This is a genomic window from Variovorax sp. IB41, from assembly GCF_016405905.1.
Taxonomy (GTDB): Bacteria; Pseudomonadota; Gammaproteobacteria; order Burkholderiales; family Burkholderiaceae_C; genus Variovorax.
Genome location: NZ_JAEFCB010000015.1, coordinates 134,227 through 151,034 on the forward strand (window position 1 = coordinate 134,227; position 16,808 = coordinate 151,034).

A 16,808-nucleotide genomic window follows, 5' to 3' on the forward strand; every position below is an offset into this window, starting at 1 on the left:
GGAGAACCCAATGAGCGCTACCGCCCAACCCACCTCGCCCCACGTCATGAACACCTACGGTCGCCTGCCGATCGCACTGTCGCATGGCCAGGGCTGCCGAGTCTGGGACACCGCGGGCAAGGCCTACATCGACGGTCTGGGCGGCATCGCCGTCAACACGCTGGGCCACAACCACCCCGAGCTGGTGCCCGCGCTGCAGGACCAACTGACCAAGCTGATCCACAGCTCCAACTACTACCACGTGCCCGGCCAGGAGCAACTGGCCGCCAAGCTGACCGAGCTTTCGGGCCTGACCAACGCCTTCTTCTGCTGCACCGGCCTCGAAGCCAACGAAGCAGCCTTGAAGCTCGCGCGCAAGTTCGGCCACGACAAGGGCATCGAGCGCCCCGAGATCGTCGTCTACGAAGCGGCCTTTCACGGCCGCAGCATCGCCACCCTGTCAGCCACCGGCAACCCCAAGGTGCAGGCCGGCTTCGGCCCGCTGGTGGAGGGCTTCATCCGCGTGCCGCTGAACGACATCGAGGCGCTCAAGAAAGCCACCGAAGGCAACCCGAACGTGGTCGCGGTGTTCTTCGAGACCATCCAGGGCGAAGGCGGCATCAACCCGATGCGCGTGGACTACCTGAAGCAAGTGCGCCAGCTCTGCGACGAGCGCGACTGGCTCATGATGATCGACGAAGTGCAGTGCGGCATGGGCCGCACCGGCAAGTGGTTCGCCCACCAGTGGGCGGGCATCAAGCCCGACGTGATGCCGCTGGCCAAGGGCCTGGGCTCGGGCGTGCCGATCGGCGCCGTCGTGGCCGGCCCCAAGGCCGCCAACATCTTCGGCCCGGGCAACCACGGCACCACCTTCGGCGGCAACCCGCTCGCGATGCGTGCCGGCGTGGAAACCATCCGCATCATGGAAGAGCACAAGCTGCTGGAGAACGCCGCCACCGTGGGCGCGCACCTCAAAGCCGCGCTGGAGCGGGAAATCGGCGGCCTGCCGGGCGTGAAGGACATCCGCGGCCAGGGCCTGATGCTGGGCATCGAGCTCGACCGTCCGTGCGGCGTGATCCTGAACCGCGCCTGCGACGCCGGCCTGCTGCTGAGCGTGACGGCCGACAAGGTGATCCGCCTCGTGCCGCCGCTCATCCTGAGCATTGCCGAGGCCGACGAGATCGTCGCGATCCTCGCGCCGATCGTCAAAAACTTCCTGTCGGAGCCTGCCGCGCAATGACGACCGTCACGACACCGCCCACCATCCGCCACTACTTGCAGTTCGCCGACCTCACGGCCGACGAGTACGTCTACCTCTTCGATCGCATGGCGATCATCAAGAAGAAGTTCAAGACGTATGAAAAGCACCAGCCGCTGACCGACCGCACGCTGGCCATGATCTTCGAGAAGGCCAGCACCCGCACCCGCGTGAGCTTCGAGGCCGGCATGTACCAGCTGGGCGGCAGCGTGGTGCACCTGACCACCGGCGACAGCCAGTTGGGCCGCGCCGAACCCATCGAGGACAGCGCCAAGGTCATCAGCCGCATGGTCGACCTCGTGATGATCCGCACGTTCGAGCAGACCAAGATCGACACCTTCGCCGCGCACTCGCGCGTGCCCGTCATCAACGGCCTCACGAACGAGTTCCACCCTTGCCAGATCCTCGCGGACATCTTCACCTACATCGAGCACCGTGGCTCGATCCAGGGCAAGACCGTGGCCTGGGTGGGCGACGGCAACAACATGGCCAACACCTGGCTGCAGGCGGCCGAGATCCTGGGCTTCACCGTGCACGTGAGCACCCCCAGCGGCTACGAGGTCGACCAGTCGATCGCCGGCATCCGCTCGGGCGACAGCTACAAGGTCTTCAAGGACCCGATGGAAGCCTGCCGCGGCGCCGACCTCGTCACCACCGACGTCTGGACCAGCATGGGCTACGAAGCCGAGAACGAGGCGCGCCGCAAGGCCTTCGCCGACTGGTGCGTCGACGAGGACATGATGCGCATCGCCCAGCCCGGCGCCCTCTTCATGCACTGCCTGCCCGCACACCGCGGCGAGGAAGTGCAGGCCGAGGTCATCGACGGGCCGCAGTCGGTGGTGTGGGACGAGGCCGAGAACCGCCTGCACGCACAAAAGGCCCTGATGGAGTTCCTGCTGCTCGGAAAGCTCTGAGCCCCTGACGAAGAAGGCGCGGCCGCGTGTCCCCTTGCCAGCAATGCGGCGCCTGCTGCGCCGCCTACCGCGTCGACTTCAGCGTGCATGAGCTCGACGACAACGGCGGCCGCGTGCCGTCCGGCCTGGCGGTCGAGGTGAACAACGCCCTCTGCCGCATGCGCGGCACCGACCACACGCCGATGCGCTGCGCAGCGCTCACCGGAAAGATCGGCCAGTCGGTGGCCTGCGGCATCTACGAGTGGCGCCCCAACCCGTGCCACGAGCTGCAGTCCGGCAGCGACGCGTGCGAGCGGGCGCGCGCCCGGCACGGGCTCCCGGCGCTCTCATCGCTGGATTCCGGAGGCACATCATCTGGTCACGTGGAGTGTTGGAAATAACCGACACCACGACCCCTCGCCCGGCGCTAACTTCGCGCCATGCGTTCTCTGCAACCCCAACCCCGCGTCTGGGACATCTCCCCCCCGGTGCATGAAGGCGCGCCGGTGTTCCCCGGCGACACGCCCTACCAGCAGCGCTGGGCCGCGACCATTTCTCCGGACTGCCCGGTCAACGTCAGCGAGATCACGCTCTCGCCCCACATCGGCGCGCATGCCGACGCCCCCCTGCACTACGACCCCGAAGGCCAGACCATAGGCCACGTCGATCTCGCGCCCTTCCTCGGCCCCTGCCGGGTGATCCATGCCATCGCCAAGGGCCCGCTGATCGAGTGGGAGCACATCGCGCATGCGGTCACGAGCGACCTGCCGCCCCGCGTGCTGGTGCGCACCTACGCCGCGATGCCCGTCGGCCATTGGGACCCGCAACTCGCGGCCTACGCGCCCGCCACCGTCGAGCGCCTGGCAGCGATGGGCGTGAAGCTCATCGGCATCGACACCGCCAGCATCGACCCGGCCGACAGCAAGACGCTGGAGAGCCACCAACGCATCCGCCGCCTCGATCTGCGCGTGCTCGAGAACCTCGTGCTCGACGACGTGCCCGAGGGCGACTACGAACTCATCGCGCTGCCGCTCAAGCTGGTGAGCGCCGATGCCTCCCCCGTTCGCGCCGTGCTGCGCAGTCTATGAATCTCCCCCAGTCTTCGCGCACTTCGTGTCGCTACGCCAACCCCCTCGCCGGGGGCAACACCAGCGGCCCGGCAAAGCTGGTTCCGCGGTGTTCCACGACCGAAGCATCGCCAACCCCGATCCCACAAGACCCATCATGACCCTCGACGATTGCTGCGCGCTCGACGCGCAAGACCCGCTGCGCGCCCTGCGCGACCAATTCATCCTGCCCGAGGGCGTGCTCTACCTGGACGGCAATTCGCTTGGCGTGCTGCCGAAGGCTGCGCCCGCGCGCATCGCCGAAGTGGTGACCAAGGAATGGGGCGAAGGCCTCATCCGCTCATGGAACACCGCGAGCTGGTTCGACCTGCCGCAGCGCCTGGGCGACAAGGTGGCGCGGCTCATCGGCGCCGCGCCCGGCGAGGTGGTGTGCACCGACAGCACCTCGGTCAACCTCTACAAGGTGCTGTTCGCCGCGCTCTCCCAGCAGAAGGACAGCGGCCGCAAGCTGGTGGTGAGCGAGCGCAGCAACTTCCCGACCGACCTCTACATCGCCGAGTCGCTCTGCCGCGAGCGCGGCTTCACGCTCAAGCTGATCGATGCGAGCGAGCTTCCCGCGGTGCTGAATGAAGAAGTGGCCGTGCTGATGCTCACGCACGTCAACTACCGCACCGGCGCCATGCACGACATGAAGGCCATCACCGCCGCCGCGCACGCTGCGGGCGCGCTCACGGTGTGGGACCTCGCGCACAGCGCGGGCGCCGTGCCGGTTGCGCTCAACGACAGCAACGCCGACTACGCGATCGGCTGCGGCTACAAGTACCTGAACGGCGGCCCCGGCGCGCCGGCCTTCGCATGGGTCAACACCCGGCACGCAGGCCAGTTCGAGCAGCCGCTGTCGGGCTGGTGGGGCCACGCCGCGCCGTTCGAATTCACGCCGCACTACCGGCCCGCGCCGGGCGTGGGCCGCTACCTCTGCGGCACGCAGCCGATCATCGCGCTCGCAGGCCTCGAATGCGGCCTGGACACCGTGCTCGCCGCCGAAGCCTTCAACAAGGACCAGGGCGCGATGGCCGCGCTGCGCACCAAGTCGCTCGCGCTCACGGACCTTTTCATCGCGCTGGTCGAAGAACGCTGCGCGAATCAAGGCCTTTCGCTCATCACGCCGCGCGACCATGCGAAACGCGGCTCGCAGGTGTGCCTCAGCCGCGAAGAAGGCGCCTACGCCATCGTGCAGGCGCTGATCGCGCGCGACGTGATCGGCGACTACCGCGCCGGCGATTCGCAGATGCCCGACATCCTGCGCTTCGGCTTCACGCCGCTGTACCTCGGCTTCGAGGACGTATGGAACTCGGTCGAACACCTCGTGCAGGTGCTCGAATCGGGCGAGTGGAAGCGCGAAGAGTTCAACCGCAAGAACGCAGTGACATGAGCAGCGCCCGCCCCATGAAACACCGATTGATCGCATCCATCGCTTCGCTCTTTCTCGCGGCCGCCCCGGCCTTCGCGCAGCAGCCGGCCTTCACCCTGCCACAGCTCAGGGCCTTCGCCGCAATGGCGCCCGATGCCTTCCGCCAGGAGATCAAGCGCCAGGGCTTCTCCTACAGGGACAAGACCGTGACCGAGGAGGTCAGCATGATCGAGTACGAGAAGTTCGTCGACGGCGAGACCACGAACCTCATGAAGTCCACCTACGTGGAAAGCCGTGCCGGCGAGAACACCATCCAGCTCTCGACGACCGACAAGGCCGCGTTCGAAACGCTGGTGAAGGAAGCGCGCGGCGCGGGCTACGCACCGGCCGACAAGGGCCGCATCCCGGGCGGAGAGACCTATCAGGAGTTCAAGCGCAAAAGCGTGGGCACCGGCGAGGTCGTGCGCTTCGTCTACCCGAAGAAAGAGTCCGGCATGGGCCGCGTTTCCTATACCGCCGTCGTCTGGCGATGACCGGCCTGCGCACACCATGAGCACCGACAAATCCCCCGAGCACATCGTCCACGACGAGAAGGCGCAGCTGGACTTCAGCAAGTCCATGAGCTACGGCGACTACCTGCACCTGGACGAGATCCTCAACGCCCAGCATCCGCTCTCGCCCGCTCACGACGAGATGCTGTTCATCGTGCAGCACCAGACCAGCGAGCTCTGGATGAAGCTCATGCTGCACGAGTTGCGCGCCGCCACCAGCTGCATCGCCGGCGAGAAACTGGCCGACGCCTTCAAGATGCTCGCGCGCGTGAGCCGCATCATGGAACAGCTGGTGAGCGCGTGGACCGTGCTCTCGACCATGACGCCGCCCGAGTACACGGCGATGCGTCCGTACCTCGCGAACTCCAGCGGTTTCCAGAGCGCGCAGTACCGCTGCATCGAGTTCGCGCTCGGCAACAAGAACGCCGCGATGCTCAAGCCGCATGCGCACCGTGCCGACCTGCTCGCGCAGGTCGAGGAGGCCTACCGCTCGCCATCGCTCTACGACGAGTCGCTGCGGCTCCTCGCGCGCCACGGCCTGCCGGTGCCGGCCGACCGGCTGGAGCGCGACTGGACGCAGCCCTACGAATCGAGCGACGGCGTCGAGGCGGCATGGCTCACGGTCTACCGCAACCCGCACGATCACTGGGACCTTTACCAGCTCGGCGAAAAACTCACCGACCTGGAAGACGCCTTCCGCCTCTGGCGCTTTCGCCACGTGACCACGGTCGAGCGCGTGATCGGCTTCAAGCGCGGCACCGGCGGCACGGGCGGCGTGAGCTATCTGCGCAAGATGCTGGACGTGGTGCTGTTCCCCGAGATCTGGAAGCTGCGCACCGACCTCTGAGCGTCACGGGCCGCGTGCAACAATCGCCGCGGCACCGGACCTTCAAGACTCGACAAGGCAGGCGATTCGTCGCTTTCCTTGTGCTGCGGGGCACCCCCGCGGTCGATGGATGGGTACGCATTTCGGCGCGTGAGCGGGACTGCGCTGTCGCGCAGCGCAGCTGGCGCATCACCGGCTGGTTGAAGGGCCGGTTGCCACCTCGTTCCACTTCACCGCCTTCATGACGCGCGAACCGAGCTACAGGGAATGGATTGCACGCGGCCTCGCGCACGCCCTGCTGGCCGACGCGCTGCAGCCCGGCGGCACCGCGCCCGATGCGCTGCGTGCGCGGGCCGAGGCCGCGCTGGGCGCCAGTCCCCCGTGGCTCAAACTGCTGGCCGAAGAACTCGGCACACGGTCGCTCGCGACATGGCAGCGCACCGATCTGCAAGGCCTGACCCAGACGATCCTCGACACGCCGGCGCTGGAAATGGCTTTCGAACAGGACGAATTGCCGCGCATTCGCCGGCTCATCCTGCGGCCGGCCGAGATGCTGCCACGCCCGATGGGCCTGGACGATTTCGCCCTGCCCCGCCTGCCCACGCTGGCCGATCTCGCGCAGTGGCTCGAACTCGAACCCGACCGCCTCGCATGGCTCACCGCGGCATCGCAGGCCTTCCGCGCGCCAGACGCATCGCGCCCGCGTCCCGCATCGCACTACCGCTACCAGCTGCAGCCCAAGCGCCTCGGCGGCCTGCGGCTGCTCGAGATTCCGAAGGCAGACTTGAAGCGCGTGCAGCGCCGCATCCTCGACGATCTGCTCCAGCGGGTGCCCGTGCACGAGGCGGCCCATGGCTTCGTGCAGGAGCGCTCGGTCGCGAGCCACGCGGCCGCACACGTCGGCCAGGAGGTGGTGATCGGCTTCGACCTGCGCGACTTTTTTCCCAGCGTTCGCGCATCGCGCGTGCATGCGCTGTGGCGCACGCTGGGCTATCCCGACGGCGTGGCGCGCGCTCACCGCGCTGTGCACGCACCGCACGTCGCCAGCGGTGATCGATCGTCTTCGCGACGACGGCGGGCTCGACTGGATGGGCGCCAAGCGTCTGGCCGAGGCGCATCTGCCGCAGGGCTCGCCGTGCTCGCCCGCGCTCGCGAACCTCTGCGCCTTTCGCCTCGACCTGCGGCTCGAAGGGCTGGCGTGGGTCTTCGGCGCCACCTACACGCGCTATGCGGACGATCTCGTGTTCTCGGGGCCCGCATCGCTGCGCGCGCAATTCAACGCCCTGCGCGCATGGGTCGAAGGCATCGCCGCCGACGAGGGCTTCGCGCTCCATCCACACAAGGTGCGCTGCATGCCGCGGCACCACCAGCAGCGCGTGACGGGCGTGGTCGTGAACGAAAAGGCGAACACGCCGCGCGTCGACTTCGATCGACTCAAAGCCGTGCTGCATCAGTGCGTGCTGCACGGCCCCGCCAGCCAGAACCGCGCGAAGGTGATCGACTTTCGCGGCCACCTGCTGGGCCACATCGCGTGGATCGGCCAGTTCAATCCGGCGCGCAAGACGAGACTCATGCGCCTCTTCGAACGCATCGAATGGCCGGCGGCCGCGCCGCCGCCGGGCTGAACCTTCGAATGTAGTGCTTGCTACGCCTGCGCAAAGCGCTACATTTTTGGCAACAACGACGGAGGCGACTGCCATGCACAACATCCGGTTCTCACCCGACGAGATCGCCACCTTGCGGGCCCACGGCGTCGTGCTGTTCGCGGACCGCGTGATCTTCGATGCGCAGCCGCCGATGCCGGCGCAGCAGATCGCGGCCGTGCAGGCGCTTTGCGCAGGGCCGATTCCCGAAGCGCTGGTCGCGCTGTGGCAGGAGACGGCGGGCGGGCGCCTCGACTACGACCTCGCGCTGCCGATGAACGGCAACATCGAGAGCGTGAGCTGGTCGGAAATCTTCTGGGACGGCAGCGACGGCTACCGCGACCTGCAGGGCTGGATCGAGCATGAGCAGGAACTGGCGCAGGACGCCGCAGTGGACGGCGGCGCACCCTGGAGCGGCAAGCTCACCCACCTGCCCTTCGGCGGCTTCGAGTACCTGGACCGCGTCTACGCCGTGGTCGAGCCCGGCGAGGCCTACGGCCGGGTCATCGCATGGAAGCAGGGCCTGCCGCCGGCCTGGACGCACGCGCTGCACGAAGACACGCTGAGTGCCGTCGCACCGGACCTGCACGGCGCCTTCGCCGCATTGCACCTGGACGAAGACCCGCTGGCCCCCACGAGCGACTACTTCTCGGGGCAGACGCTGCTGCAGTACCTGGACGACCGCCACCAGGACCACGGGCTGGACCTCGACCTGATGGACAAGCTGGTCACCTTCTACTGCCGCGCGGTGGTCGACTGGCGCACGCCGCTCGCGGACGGCACGCTGCGCCATCACCCGGCGCTCGCGCGCGCGGCGCTGCACCACGCGATCGCGACGGACGATGCGCCGCTGGTGGTCGAGCTCGCCGCCTCGGGCGTGCGCTTCGACGGGCCACAGCAAGGCAGCGCGCTCGCGACCGACGTGGCGCTGGGCCAGAGCGCCTTCGCAGCGACCGCGGCCCTGGTGCGCGCGGGCGCGCCGGTGGCGGCCGATGCCTTGCGCAACGTCGACGGACAGATCGCGCCCGAGCTCACGAGCGCACTGCTGGCCAACGGCGCCGAGCCGAGCGTCGCGGCAATCGTCAAGTGCGTGGCCTGCGGTGCGCCTGCGAGCGCGCATCTCATCGCCGATGCCTGTACGGAAACCGGCATCGACGTGCCGCCGGCCTTCGTGGCCGAACGCGACGCGATGCTGGCGGAACTGGAGACGACGCTCGTGAAAGTGCGCGATGGCTCGCTCGGGCACTACCTCGGGCCGGAAGGGCTGGCCGAACGCATCGAGCACCTGCAAACCTTCAGGCTCTGAAGGTCGGGGCGCTCAACCGCCGCTCACGCCCCGTACAGCCAGGGCTGGTCGAGCAACCGCGCGCCGAGCGAGCGCATCGCGAGGTCGCGCCCCACGCGCATCACGCCGGTGGCATGGAAGACCTCGCCATTGCGCCGCGCACGCGCCTGCACCTGCGCATTGCGCTGCCAGCGCGCCTCGGCGTAGCGCGCGAAGGCTGTGGGCACATCGGCCGCGCTGCCATCGCCGAGCGCATCGGCCAGCGCGACCGCATCTTCGATCGCCATGCCGGCGCCCTGCGCGAGGTACGGCACCATCGGGTGCGCCGCGTCGCCCACCAGCGCGACGCGCTCATGTGCCATGTCGGCAGCGGAGGTCAACGGCGCGCGGTCGCTCAACGACCAGGCACGCCAGCCGGGCATCGCTTCGAGCAGCGCCTGCAGGCCGCCGCCGCTGCGGCCCGTGGCCCGTTGCAGGGCCGCGATGCTGCTGGACTGGTCCCAGTCGCGCGCATCGCCGGCCGGGGCGGATTCGGCGATCACCACCACGTTGAGCCACTCGCCGCCGCGCACCGGGTACGCCACGGCATGCAGGTGCGGGCCCAGCCAGACGTCGACTTGCTGGCGCCGCAATGCAGCGGGCAGATCGCTTTGCAGAGCCAGCGCGCGCCACGCCGTGTGGCCGGTGACGCGCGGCGGCTCCGCAGCCGAGGGGGTGTCGAGTTGGCGCCGCACCAGGCTCCACAGGCCATCGGCACCCACGAGCGCCTCGCCCTCCCAGGCGCGCGCGTCGGTGCTCGAGACGCACACGAGGTCGTCGCTGGTCTCGATCTGCGTGATCTGCGCGGCGGTCACCAGCGCGCCGGTGCCACGCGCGCGCACCGCTTCGAGCAGCAGCGCATGCAGGTCGGCACGGTGGGCGCAGAAATAAGGGGCGCCGTAGCGCTGCTGCATCGCATCGCCCAGCGGCAGGCGGGCCAGCACGGCGTCGCTGCCAGCGCTGCGGACCACCAGCGCATCGGGGCGCGCCGCGATCTTCGCGAGGCCCGAGCCCAGGTCCAGTTGTTGAAGACGCCGCGTGACGTTGGGCCCGAGTTGCACGCCGGCCCCGATCTCGCCGAAGGCGCTCGCCTGCTCGAAGACGTCGGCGCGATGCCGGCCCCGCGAAAGCGCCAGCGCCGTGGCCAGCCCCCCGATGCCGCCCCCGGCGACGAGGATGTGCGTGGGCATCGGCTCAGAGACTGTTCGAGAGGGCCTTGTCGGCTTGCGTGGCGTTGGTGTTGCCGGGTTTCTTGGGAGCGCAGCTGCCGCAGGTGTCGCACGAGCCGCAGCCCGAGCTCTTGGCGAGCGATGCGGCCAGCTGGTTGGCGCGCTCCTGGTCGACCAGGCCCGCGCGCTGCGAGCCGGCCGCGAGCTTGTAGGCGGCGCTGCGGCGCCAGCCTGCGGGCATCCAGCGCCACACCGCATAGAGCGCGGCCGCTGCGACGATCAATCCGACGATCAGTTGCTGTGCCATTTCTTCTTCAAACCTTTCAGCGTCAGGAGCGGTTTTAACCCGCGCCCAGTGCCACTGCAACGTGGTAGGTGATGAAACACGCGGCATAAGCCAGCGCGAACAGGTAGCCCGCCATGATCCACACGTACTTCCACGAGGCCGTCTCGCGCTTCACGGCGGCCAGCGTCGAGATGCATTGCGGCGCGAACACGTACCAGACCAGCAGCGACAGCGCCGTGGCCAGCGACCAGCTGCCGGCGATCAGCGGCTCGAGCGCGCCCGCCACATCGTCGCCGGTGGCCGACAGCGCGTACACCGTGCCCAGCGCGCCCACCGCCACTTCGCGCGCCGCCATGCCGGGCACCAGCGCGATCGAGATCTGCCAGTTGAAGCCGATGGGCGCGAAGATGTATTCGAGCCCGCGGCCGATCATGCCGGCCAGGCTGTACTGGATGGCCGGCCCCGTGGCGCCTTCGGGCGGCGACGGGAAGGTCGAGAGGAACCACAGCAGGATCGTGAGCGTGAGGATGATCGTGCCCACGCGCTGGAGGAAGATCCATGCTCGTTCATAAAGTCCCACAACCAGGTTTCGAGGGTTCGGCCAGCGGTAGGCGGGCAGCTCCATCAGCAGCGGCGAATGCTGCGTGTTGTCGCGAAAGCGCTTCATCACCCAGGCCACCGCCATCGCCGAGACGATGCCGAACACGTACAGCGCGAACAGCACCACGCCCTGCAGGTTGAAGACGCCGCCCACCGTGCGCGCCGGAATGAACGCCGCGATCAGCAGCGCATACACCGGCAGCCGCGCCGAACAGGTCATGAGCGGCGCGATCATGATGGTGGTGATGCGGTCGCGCCAGTTGCTGATGGTGCGCGTGGCCATCACGCCCGGAATGGCGCAGGCGAAGCTGGAGAGCAGCGGAATGAACGAGCGGCCCGACAGGCCCACGGTGCCCATCACGCGGTCGAGCAGGAAGGCCGCGCGCGGCAGGTAGCCGGAGTCTTCCAGCGCGAGGATGAAGAGGAACAGGATCAGGATCTGCGGCAGGAACACGATCACGCCGCCCACGCCGGCGATCACGCCGTCCACCAGCAGGCTCTGCAGCATGCCCTCGGGGATGGCTGTCTTGAGCAGGCCGCCCAGGGCCTCGGTGCCGGCCTTGATGGCGTCCATCGGCACGTTGGCCCAGCTGAACACGGCCTGGAACATCAGGAACATCGTGACGGCCAGCACCACCATGCCCCACACCGGATGCATCACCACGCGGTCGATGCGGTCGCTGGTGGCAAGGCTGCCGACCGGCTCCTTCACCGCAAGGCCCAGGATGCGGCGCACCTCGCGCTGCGTGGCCAGCACGTCGTCCAGGCCCGGCGCCTGCCAGGGCTGCGGCGCTGCGGCGGCGACCGGTGCGTCGAGCGCTTCGAGCAGGTTCTTCGCGCCGCCGGTGTGGACGCCGACGGTCTCGATCACCGGCACGCCCAGTTCGCGCGAGAGCACCGCGGTGTCCACCGCGATGCCCTGCTTCTTGGCCATGTCGGTCATGTTGAGCGCCACCACCATCGGCAGGCCGAGCTTGCGGGCCTCCAGCACGAGGCGCAGGTTCAGGCGCAGGTTGGTCGCGTCGGTCACGCACACCAGGAGGTCGGGCAGCGCTTCGTTGCTCTGGCCGGTGACGATGTCCCGGGTGACGGCCTCGTCGGCGCTCAGCGCATTCAGGCTGTAGGCGCCCGGCAGGTCGAGCACGAAGACGCGGCGGCCCGTGGGGGTGCGGAGCGTTCCTTCCTTGCGCTCGACGGTCACGCCGGCGTAGTTGGCCACCTTCTGGCGGCTGCCGGTCAGGAGGTTGAAGAGCGCGGTCTTGCCGCAGTTGGGGTTGCCCAGCAGCGCGATGCGCCCCGGCTGGGCGGTGGGGGCGAAACCGCCCGGTCCCTGGATGACGGCTTCAGCCATGATTGGCGGCTCCGGGTGTGACGTGGATCAGCGCGGCCTCGTGGCGGCGCAATGCGAAGGTGGTGTGGCCCAGCCGCACCGCCAGCGGCTCCCGGCCCGGGATGCCGCTCGCGACGATGCGCACAGCTTCGCCCGGAACGAAGCCGATTTCGGTCAGGCGCAGCACGAGTTCGCGGTCGTCCGCGCCCTCGGGACGGGCCACGTCGATCACGGTGGCCCATTGGTTGTTGGGAAGCTGGTCGAGGCGCAGAGCGACGGCGGTGGAGGCCGGCGCGGTGCCGAAATCGTTGGTTCGCACGGTGGGGCGGCGCCCTGGAGACCGGGACGCACCTGTAAGCAAAACCTAGATGCTATCAATTCTCAATTGGCGTCACCTGACTAAAGCCCTATGACCACGCGGATCGCGTCTTTTGCGCGCAGTCAGGTCACAGCCAGTTCGATGGTGCGTGCGGTGATCGAATCGCCATCGACGATGAGCTCGGCGACGGCGATTGGCAATTTGAATCGGCGTGGGCCGGCACTGCCCGGGTTGACGTAGAGCACGCCGTCGCGCTCCTCGATCTTCGGTTTGTGGGAGTGGCCGGAAATGACGACGCGCACGCCGGCCGCGGCGAGATCGATGTCGATCTGCGAGAGGTCGTGGATGGCGTAGATGATCACGCCGCCGACCTTCAGGAATTCCGTCTCCGCGATGCCATCGGCCCACGGCTCGCGATCGTTGTTGCCCCGCACGACCGTCAGCGGCGCGATGGCCGCGAGCGCCTCCAGGATGCCGGCATCGCCGATGTCCCCGCCGTGCACGATGAAGTCGCACCCCTGCAGAGAAGCCACGGCCTGCGGGCGCAGCAGGCCGTGGGTGTCGGAGATGAGCCCGACGCGGATCAAGCCTTGATCCGGAGCTCAGGCGGCCAGCAGCTGCCGCAGCACGAACGGCAGGATGCCGCCGTGCTTGTAGTAGTCCACCTCGATCGGCGTGTCGATGCGCAGGCGCACCGTCACCTCCTGGTGCGTGCCGTCGGGGCGGTGCACGACCAGCTTCACGTCCATCTGGGGCTTGAGTTCGCCGCCGATCACCACGTCGATCTGCTCGTCGCCCGTCAGGCCCAGCGTCTGCCACGAATCGGCGCCGCGGAACTGCAGCGGCAGCACGCCCATGCCCACCAGGTTGGCGCGGTGGATGCGCTCGAAGCTGCGCGCCACCACGGCCTTGATGCCCAGAAGCTGCGTGCCCTTGGCCGCCCAGTCGCGCGAGGAGCCCGTGCCGTATTCCTCGCCGCCGAACACCACCGTCGGGACGCCCTGTTCCATGTACTTCATGGCGGCGTCGTAGATGAACATCTTCTCGTTGCCCGGCTGGAAGCGCGTGACGCCGCCCTCTTCCTGCGTGCCGTTGGCGTCCGGCGGAATCATCAGGTTCTTGATGCGCACGTTGGCGAAGGTGCCGCGCATCATCACGTCGTGGTTGCCGCGGCGCGAACCGTAGCTGTTGAAGTCGGCCTTGGGCACGCCGTGCGCCTTGAGCCAGATGCCCGCGGGCGAGCTTTCCTTGATCGAGCCGGCCGGCGAGATATGGTCGGTGGTGATCGAGTCGCCGAAGAGCGCCATGATCCGCGCGCCCTTGAAGCCCGCGTCGGTGGCGTGCGGCTTCATCTTGAAGCCCTCGAAGAACGGCGGCTCGGCGATGTAGGTCGACTTCGGCCAGTCGTAGACCTGGCCGTCGGTGCCCTTGATGCTGTTCCAGAACTTGCCCGGGTCGGTCTTGACCTTGTCGTAGTTCGCGCGGAACGACTTGGCGTTCATCGCGAAGCGCAGGTTCTCGTCGATTTCCTTGGGGCTCGGCCAGATGTCGCCCAGGTACACGTCCTTGCCGTTCTTGCCCTTGCCCACGGGCTCGGTCATGAGGTCGGTCATCACGTTGCCCGCGATCGCGAAGGCCACCACCAGCGGCGGCGAGGCCAGGAAGTTGGCCTTCAGGTTCGGATGGATGCGCGCCTCGAAATTGCGGTTGCCCGACAGCACGGCCGCGCCGATGAGGTCGTTCTTGGTGATGGCTTCGTTGATCTCGGGCGTGAGGTCGCCGGCGTTGCCGATGCAGGTGGTGCAGCCGTAGCCCGCGAGATAGAAGCCCAGCTTCTCCAGGTACGGCAGGAGGCCCGCTTTCTCCAGGTATTCGGTCACGATGCGCGAGCCCGGCGCCAGCGAGGTCTTCACGTGCGGCTTGACCGTAAGGCCCGCCTCCACCGCCTTCTTGGCGAGCAGGCCCGCCGCGAGCATCACGCTCGGGTTGGAGGTGTTGGTGCACGAGGTGATGGCCGCGATCAGCACGTCGCCGTTGCCGATGGTGACCTGGCCCTTGGGCGCCGGCGGCGCGGTGGCGCTGGTGTGCGCCGCGGCCTTGGTCGAGCGGTTGGCCACCATCTCGACCAAGTCGCGCGGCGAGCCGGGGGCGGGAGCGGCCGCCTCGTCGTCGGTGCTTGCGCCGGCGATGGCGAGCGGGTAGCGCAGCTTGAGCTTGTCGGCCGGCTGGTTGAAGCCGTTGGCGTCGTTGGGCTTGCTGTAGAGCTCGGAGAACTTGGTGGACAGGTGGCCCAGGTCGATGCGGTCCTGCGGGCGCTTGGGGCCGGCCAGGCTCGGCGACACGGTGCCCAGGTCGAGCCGCACGATCTTGGTGTAGTCGATGTCTCCCGGCGCGGGCATGCCGAACAGGCCCTGCGCCTTGTAGTAAGCCTCGAAGCGCTCGACCTCCTCCCTGGTGCGGCCGGTGCCCTCGAAGTACGCCACGGTCATCTCGTCCACCGGGAAGAAGCCCATCGTCGCGCCGTATTCGGGCGCCATGTTGCCGATGGTCGCGCGGTCGGGCACGGCGATCGATGCGGCGCCGGGGCCGAAGAATTCGACGAACTTGCCCACCACTTTCTCGGTGCGCAGGATCGCGGTGACGTACAGCACCAGGTCGGTCGCCGTCACGCCTTCGCGCAGCTTTCCGGTGAGCTCGAAGCCCACCACGTCGGGCGTGAGCATGTAGACCGGCTGGCCCAGCATGGCCGCCTCGGCCTCGATGCCGCCCACGCCCCAGCCGACCACGCCGATGCCGTTGATCATGGTGGTGTGGCTGTCGGTGCCGACCAGCGAGTCGGGGTAGTAGGTGGGCGTGTCTGCCTTGTCGTGCGGGCTCTTGTAGACGCCGCGCGCGAAGTATTCGAGGTTCACCTGGTGCACGATGCCGAAGCCCGGCGGCACGACACGGAAGGTGTCGAAGGCCTGCATGCCCCACTTCATGAACTGGTAGCGCTCGTTGTTGCGCTGGAACTCCAGCTTCATGTTCAAGTCCAGCGCCTTGGGGGTGCCGTAGTAGTCGACCATCACCGAGTGGTCGACCACCAGGTCCACGGGCACCAGCGGCTCGATGGTCTTGGGCGACTTGTTCAGCTTGGCGGCCACGCTGCGCATGGCGGCCAGGTCGGCCAAGAGCGGCACGCCGGTGAAGTCCTGCAGCACCACGCGGGTGACGACGAAGGGGATCTCGTCGGTGCGCTCTGCATTGGGTGCCCAGTGGGCCAGCTCTTCGACGTGCTTGGGCGAGACCTTCTGGCCATCGCAATTGCGCAGCACCGACTCGAGCACGATGCGGATCGACACGGGCAGCCGCTCGATCGTGGGGTATTGCTTGGCCAGCTCCTTCAGGGACCAGTACTTGCCGGACTTGCCCGATGCGGTCTTGAAGGTCTTGAGGGTGGACGCAAAGGCGTGAGCCGGTGCTTTGGCCATAGGGGAACTCCTGTTGTTTCGTGGAAGCTCCTCAAGGATAGCGAGGTTCGATGTCAATCGCTGTAGTCGGTCTTCCCTGCCGCGCTCTCTCCGCGCTATGTTCCTCATAGCGAGAAATGCCGGGTAGACGGGCGTTGCCGGCACCTCTCGCGTCGCCTGCGGTCAGGCCCGCGCCATGCCGGCGCGACTGCCCGTGCGGCGCGTACGGCGCAGGCCCGTCCATTGCAGCTCGGCCAACACGACCACGCACAGGGCCTGCGCAAGCACCCAGGCCATGCCCAACGCGGTGACCGCGAACACACCACTCACCAGCAAGGCGGCACAGGCCACGGCCCAGCCGAAGTTGCCGGCGATCACCAGGCCGATCAGTGCGCGTGGCGGCGTGCTGCGGGTGGCCATGAAGGCGGCAAGCGCCGCATAGGCCAGCAGGAACACGCCGGTGCCCATCAGCAGCGCCGCGGGCAGCCCGGTCAGCTGCGCCAGCGCGTCGGTGAAAACCACCTGCAGCGCGCCGGTCGCGGCGCAGGAGGCGGCGTCGGCCCACATCACGTTGGGCAGGAAGCGGGGGGAAGCGAAGACGGACATGTGAATCTCCTTGGGGTGATCACCGGGTGATCACTGGTGGATACGCCGCAAGCCAGTCCTGCCGCGTTGGAGCCAATGATTCCGCGAGGCATGCATC

The 16,808-nt window shown here is 68.2% G+C and carries 16 protein-coding genes; 9 read left to right on the plus strand and 7 right to left on the minus strand.

Annotation, left to right across the window (positions count from 1 at the left end; genetic code table 11):
• Positions 1-10 precede the first annotated feature (10 nt).
• The 9 genes from JC881_RS23835 to JC881_RS23875 all read left to right on the plus strand — a co-directional run bounded on the left by JC881_RS23835 (position 11) and on the right by JC881_RS23875 (position 8,934).
• Positions 11-1,219, plus strand: coding sequence for an aspartate aminotransferase family protein (locus JC881_RS23835; RefSeq protein ID WP_198788196.1), 1,209 nt, complete (start codon positions 11-13; stop codon positions 1,217-1,219).
• Positions 1,216-2,151: an ornithine carbamoyltransferase gene (argF, locus tag JC881_RS23840; RefSeq protein WP_198788197.1), complete on the plus strand. Its 936-nt coding sequence runs from the start codon at positions 1,216-1,218 to the stop codon at positions 2,149-2,151. Before JC881_RS23835 ends, argF begins: the two co-directional genes overlap by 4 nt.
• 26 nt (positions 2,152-2,177) lie before the next feature.
• Positions 2,178-2,531, plus strand: a complete 354-nt coding sequence (locus JC881_RS23845) for a YkgJ family cysteine cluster protein (RefSeq protein ID WP_198788198.1) — start codon at positions 2,178-2,180, stop codon at positions 2,529-2,531.
• 39 nt (positions 2,532-2,570) lie between these two features.
• Complete coding sequence (gene kynB / locus JC881_RS23850) at positions 2,571-3,218, plus strand: arylformamidase (RefSeq protein ID WP_198788199.1); 648 nt, start codon at positions 2,571-2,573, stop codon at positions 3,216-3,218.
• A 133-nt stretch (positions 3,219-3,351) separates the two neighbouring features.
• The gene (kynU, locus tag JC881_RS23855; RefSeq protein WP_198788223.1) at positions 3,352-4,629 is read left to right on the plus strand and encodes a kynureninase; all 1,278 of its coding nucleotides are present in this window, start codon (positions 3,352-3,354) and stop codon (positions 4,627-4,629) included.
• Between the two features lie 14 nt (positions 4,630-4,643).
• Positions 4,644-5,141, plus strand: a complete 498-nt coding sequence (locus JC881_RS23860; RefSeq protein WP_198788200.1) for a hypothetical protein — start codon at positions 4,644-4,646, stop codon at positions 5,139-5,141.
• Between the two features lie 16 nt (positions 5,142-5,157).
• Positions 5,158-6,006, plus strand: coding sequence for a tryptophan 2,3-dioxygenase (gene kynA / locus JC881_RS23865; RefSeq protein ID WP_198788201.1), 849 nt, complete (start codon positions 5,158-5,160; stop codon positions 6,004-6,006).
• A gap of 947 nt (positions 6,007-6,953) precedes the next feature.
• Positions 6,954-7,610: a reverse transcriptase domain-containing protein gene (locus JC881_RS23870; RefSeq protein WP_332875277.1), complete on the plus strand. Its 657-nt coding sequence runs from the start codon at positions 6,954-6,956 to the stop codon at positions 7,608-7,610.
• A gap of 73 nt (positions 7,611-7,683) precedes the next feature.
• Entirely contained in the window at positions 7,684-8,934 is a 1,251-nt protein-coding gene (locus tag JC881_RS23875; protein WP_198788203.1) for an SMI1/KNR4 family protein, read from the plus strand.
• A 23-nt stretch (positions 8,935-8,957) separates the two neighbouring features.
• Here JC881_RS23875 and JC881_RS23880 read toward each other — a convergent pair whose 3' ends face one another.
• The 7 genes from JC881_RS23880 to JC881_RS23910 all read right to left on the minus strand — a co-directional run bounded on the left by JC881_RS23880 (position 8,958) and on the right by JC881_RS23910 (position 16,711).
• On the minus strand, positions 8,958-10,142 hold the full coding sequence (locus tag JC881_RS23880) for an FAD-dependent monooxygenase (RefSeq protein ID WP_198788204.1): 1,185 nt from the start codon (positions 10,140-10,142) through the stop codon (positions 8,958-8,960).
• A gap of 4 nt (positions 10,143-10,146) precedes the next feature.
• Positions 10,147-10,428 carry a DUF6587 family protein gene (locus JC881_RS23885; protein WP_198788205.1) on the minus strand — a complete coding sequence of 94 codons (282 nt, stop codon included), beginning with the start codon at positions 10,426-10,428 and terminating at the stop codon, positions 10,147-10,149.
• Positions 10,429-10,462: 34 nt separating this feature from the next.
• Positions 10,463-12,358, minus strand: a complete 1,896-nt coding sequence (feoB, locus tag JC881_RS23890; protein ID WP_198788206.1) for a ferrous iron transporter B — start codon at positions 12,356-12,358, stop codon at positions 10,463-10,465.
• Positions 12,351-12,656, minus strand: a complete 306-nt coding sequence (locus JC881_RS23895) for a FeoA family protein (protein WP_198788207.1) — start codon at positions 12,654-12,656, stop codon at positions 12,351-12,353. The genes feoB and JC881_RS23895 overlap by 8 nt, the downstream gene beginning before the upstream one ends.
• Positions 12,657-12,778: 122 nt before the next feature.
• Complete coding sequence (locus tag JC881_RS23900; protein WP_198788208.1) at positions 12,779-13,243, minus strand: metallophosphoesterase family protein; 465 nt, start codon at positions 13,241-13,243, stop codon at positions 12,779-12,781.
• Between the two features lie 15 nt (positions 13,244-13,258).
• Positions 13,259-16,126 (minus strand): aconitate hydratase, encoded by a 2,868-nt coding sequence (locus tag JC881_RS23905; protein ID WP_198788209.1) that lies wholly within the window; start codon positions 16,124-16,126, stop codon positions 13,259-13,261.
• 162 nt (positions 16,127-16,288) lie between these two features.
• Positions 16,289-16,711, minus strand: a complete 423-nt coding sequence (locus tag JC881_RS23910; RefSeq protein WP_198788210.1) for a hypothetical protein — start codon at positions 16,709-16,711, stop codon at positions 16,289-16,291.
• Positions 16,712-16,808: the final 97 nt, after the last annotated feature.

Bases quoted from the DNA above. Each gene is read 5' to 3' on its own strand.
- JC881_RS23860 (WP_198788200.1), top strand. From the start codon at position 4,644: ATGAAACACCGATTGATCGCATCCATCGCTTCGCTCTTTCTCGCGGCC.
- JC881_RS23910 (WP_198788210.1), bottom strand. From the start codon at position 16,711: ATGTCCGTCTTCGCTTCCCCCCGCTTCCTGCCCAACGTGATGTGGGCC.
- JC881_RS23885 (WP_198788205.1), bottom strand. From the start codon at position 10,428: ATGGCACAGCAACTGATCGTCGGATTGATCGTCGCAGCGGCCGCGCTC.
- JC881_RS23880 (WP_198788204.1), bottom strand. From the start codon at position 10,142: ATGCCCACGCACATCCTCGTCGCCGGGGGCGGCATCGGGGGGCTGGCC.
- kynB (WP_198788199.1), top strand. From the start codon at position 2,571: ATGCGTTCTCTGCAACCCCAACCCCGCGTCTGGGACATCTCCCCCCCG.
- kynA (WP_198788201.1), top strand. From the start codon at position 5,158: ATGAGCACCGACAAATCCCCCGAGCACATCGTCCACGACGAGAAGGCG.
- JC881_RS23875 (WP_198788203.1), top strand. From the start codon at position 7,684: ATGCACAACATCCGGTTCTCACCCGACGAGATCGCCACCTTGCGGGCC.
- argF (WP_198788197.1), top strand. From the start codon at position 1,216: ATGACGACCGTCACGACACCGCCCACCATCCGCCACTACTTGCAGTTC.
- feoB (WP_198788206.1), bottom strand. From the start codon at position 12,358: ATGGCTGAAGCCGTCATCCAGGGACCGGGCGGTTTCGCCCCCACCGCC.
- JC881_RS23835 (WP_198788196.1), top strand. From the start codon at position 11: ATGAGCGCTACCGCCCAACCCACCTCGCCCCACGTCATGAACACCTAC.
- JC881_RS23870 (WP_332875277.1), top strand. From the start codon at position 6,954: ATGCGCTGTGGCGCACGCTGGGCTATCCCGACGGCGTGGCGCGCGCTC.
- JC881_RS23905 (WP_198788209.1), bottom strand. From the start codon at position 16,126: ATGGCCAAAGCACCGGCTCACGCCTTTGCGTCCACCCTCAAGACCTTC.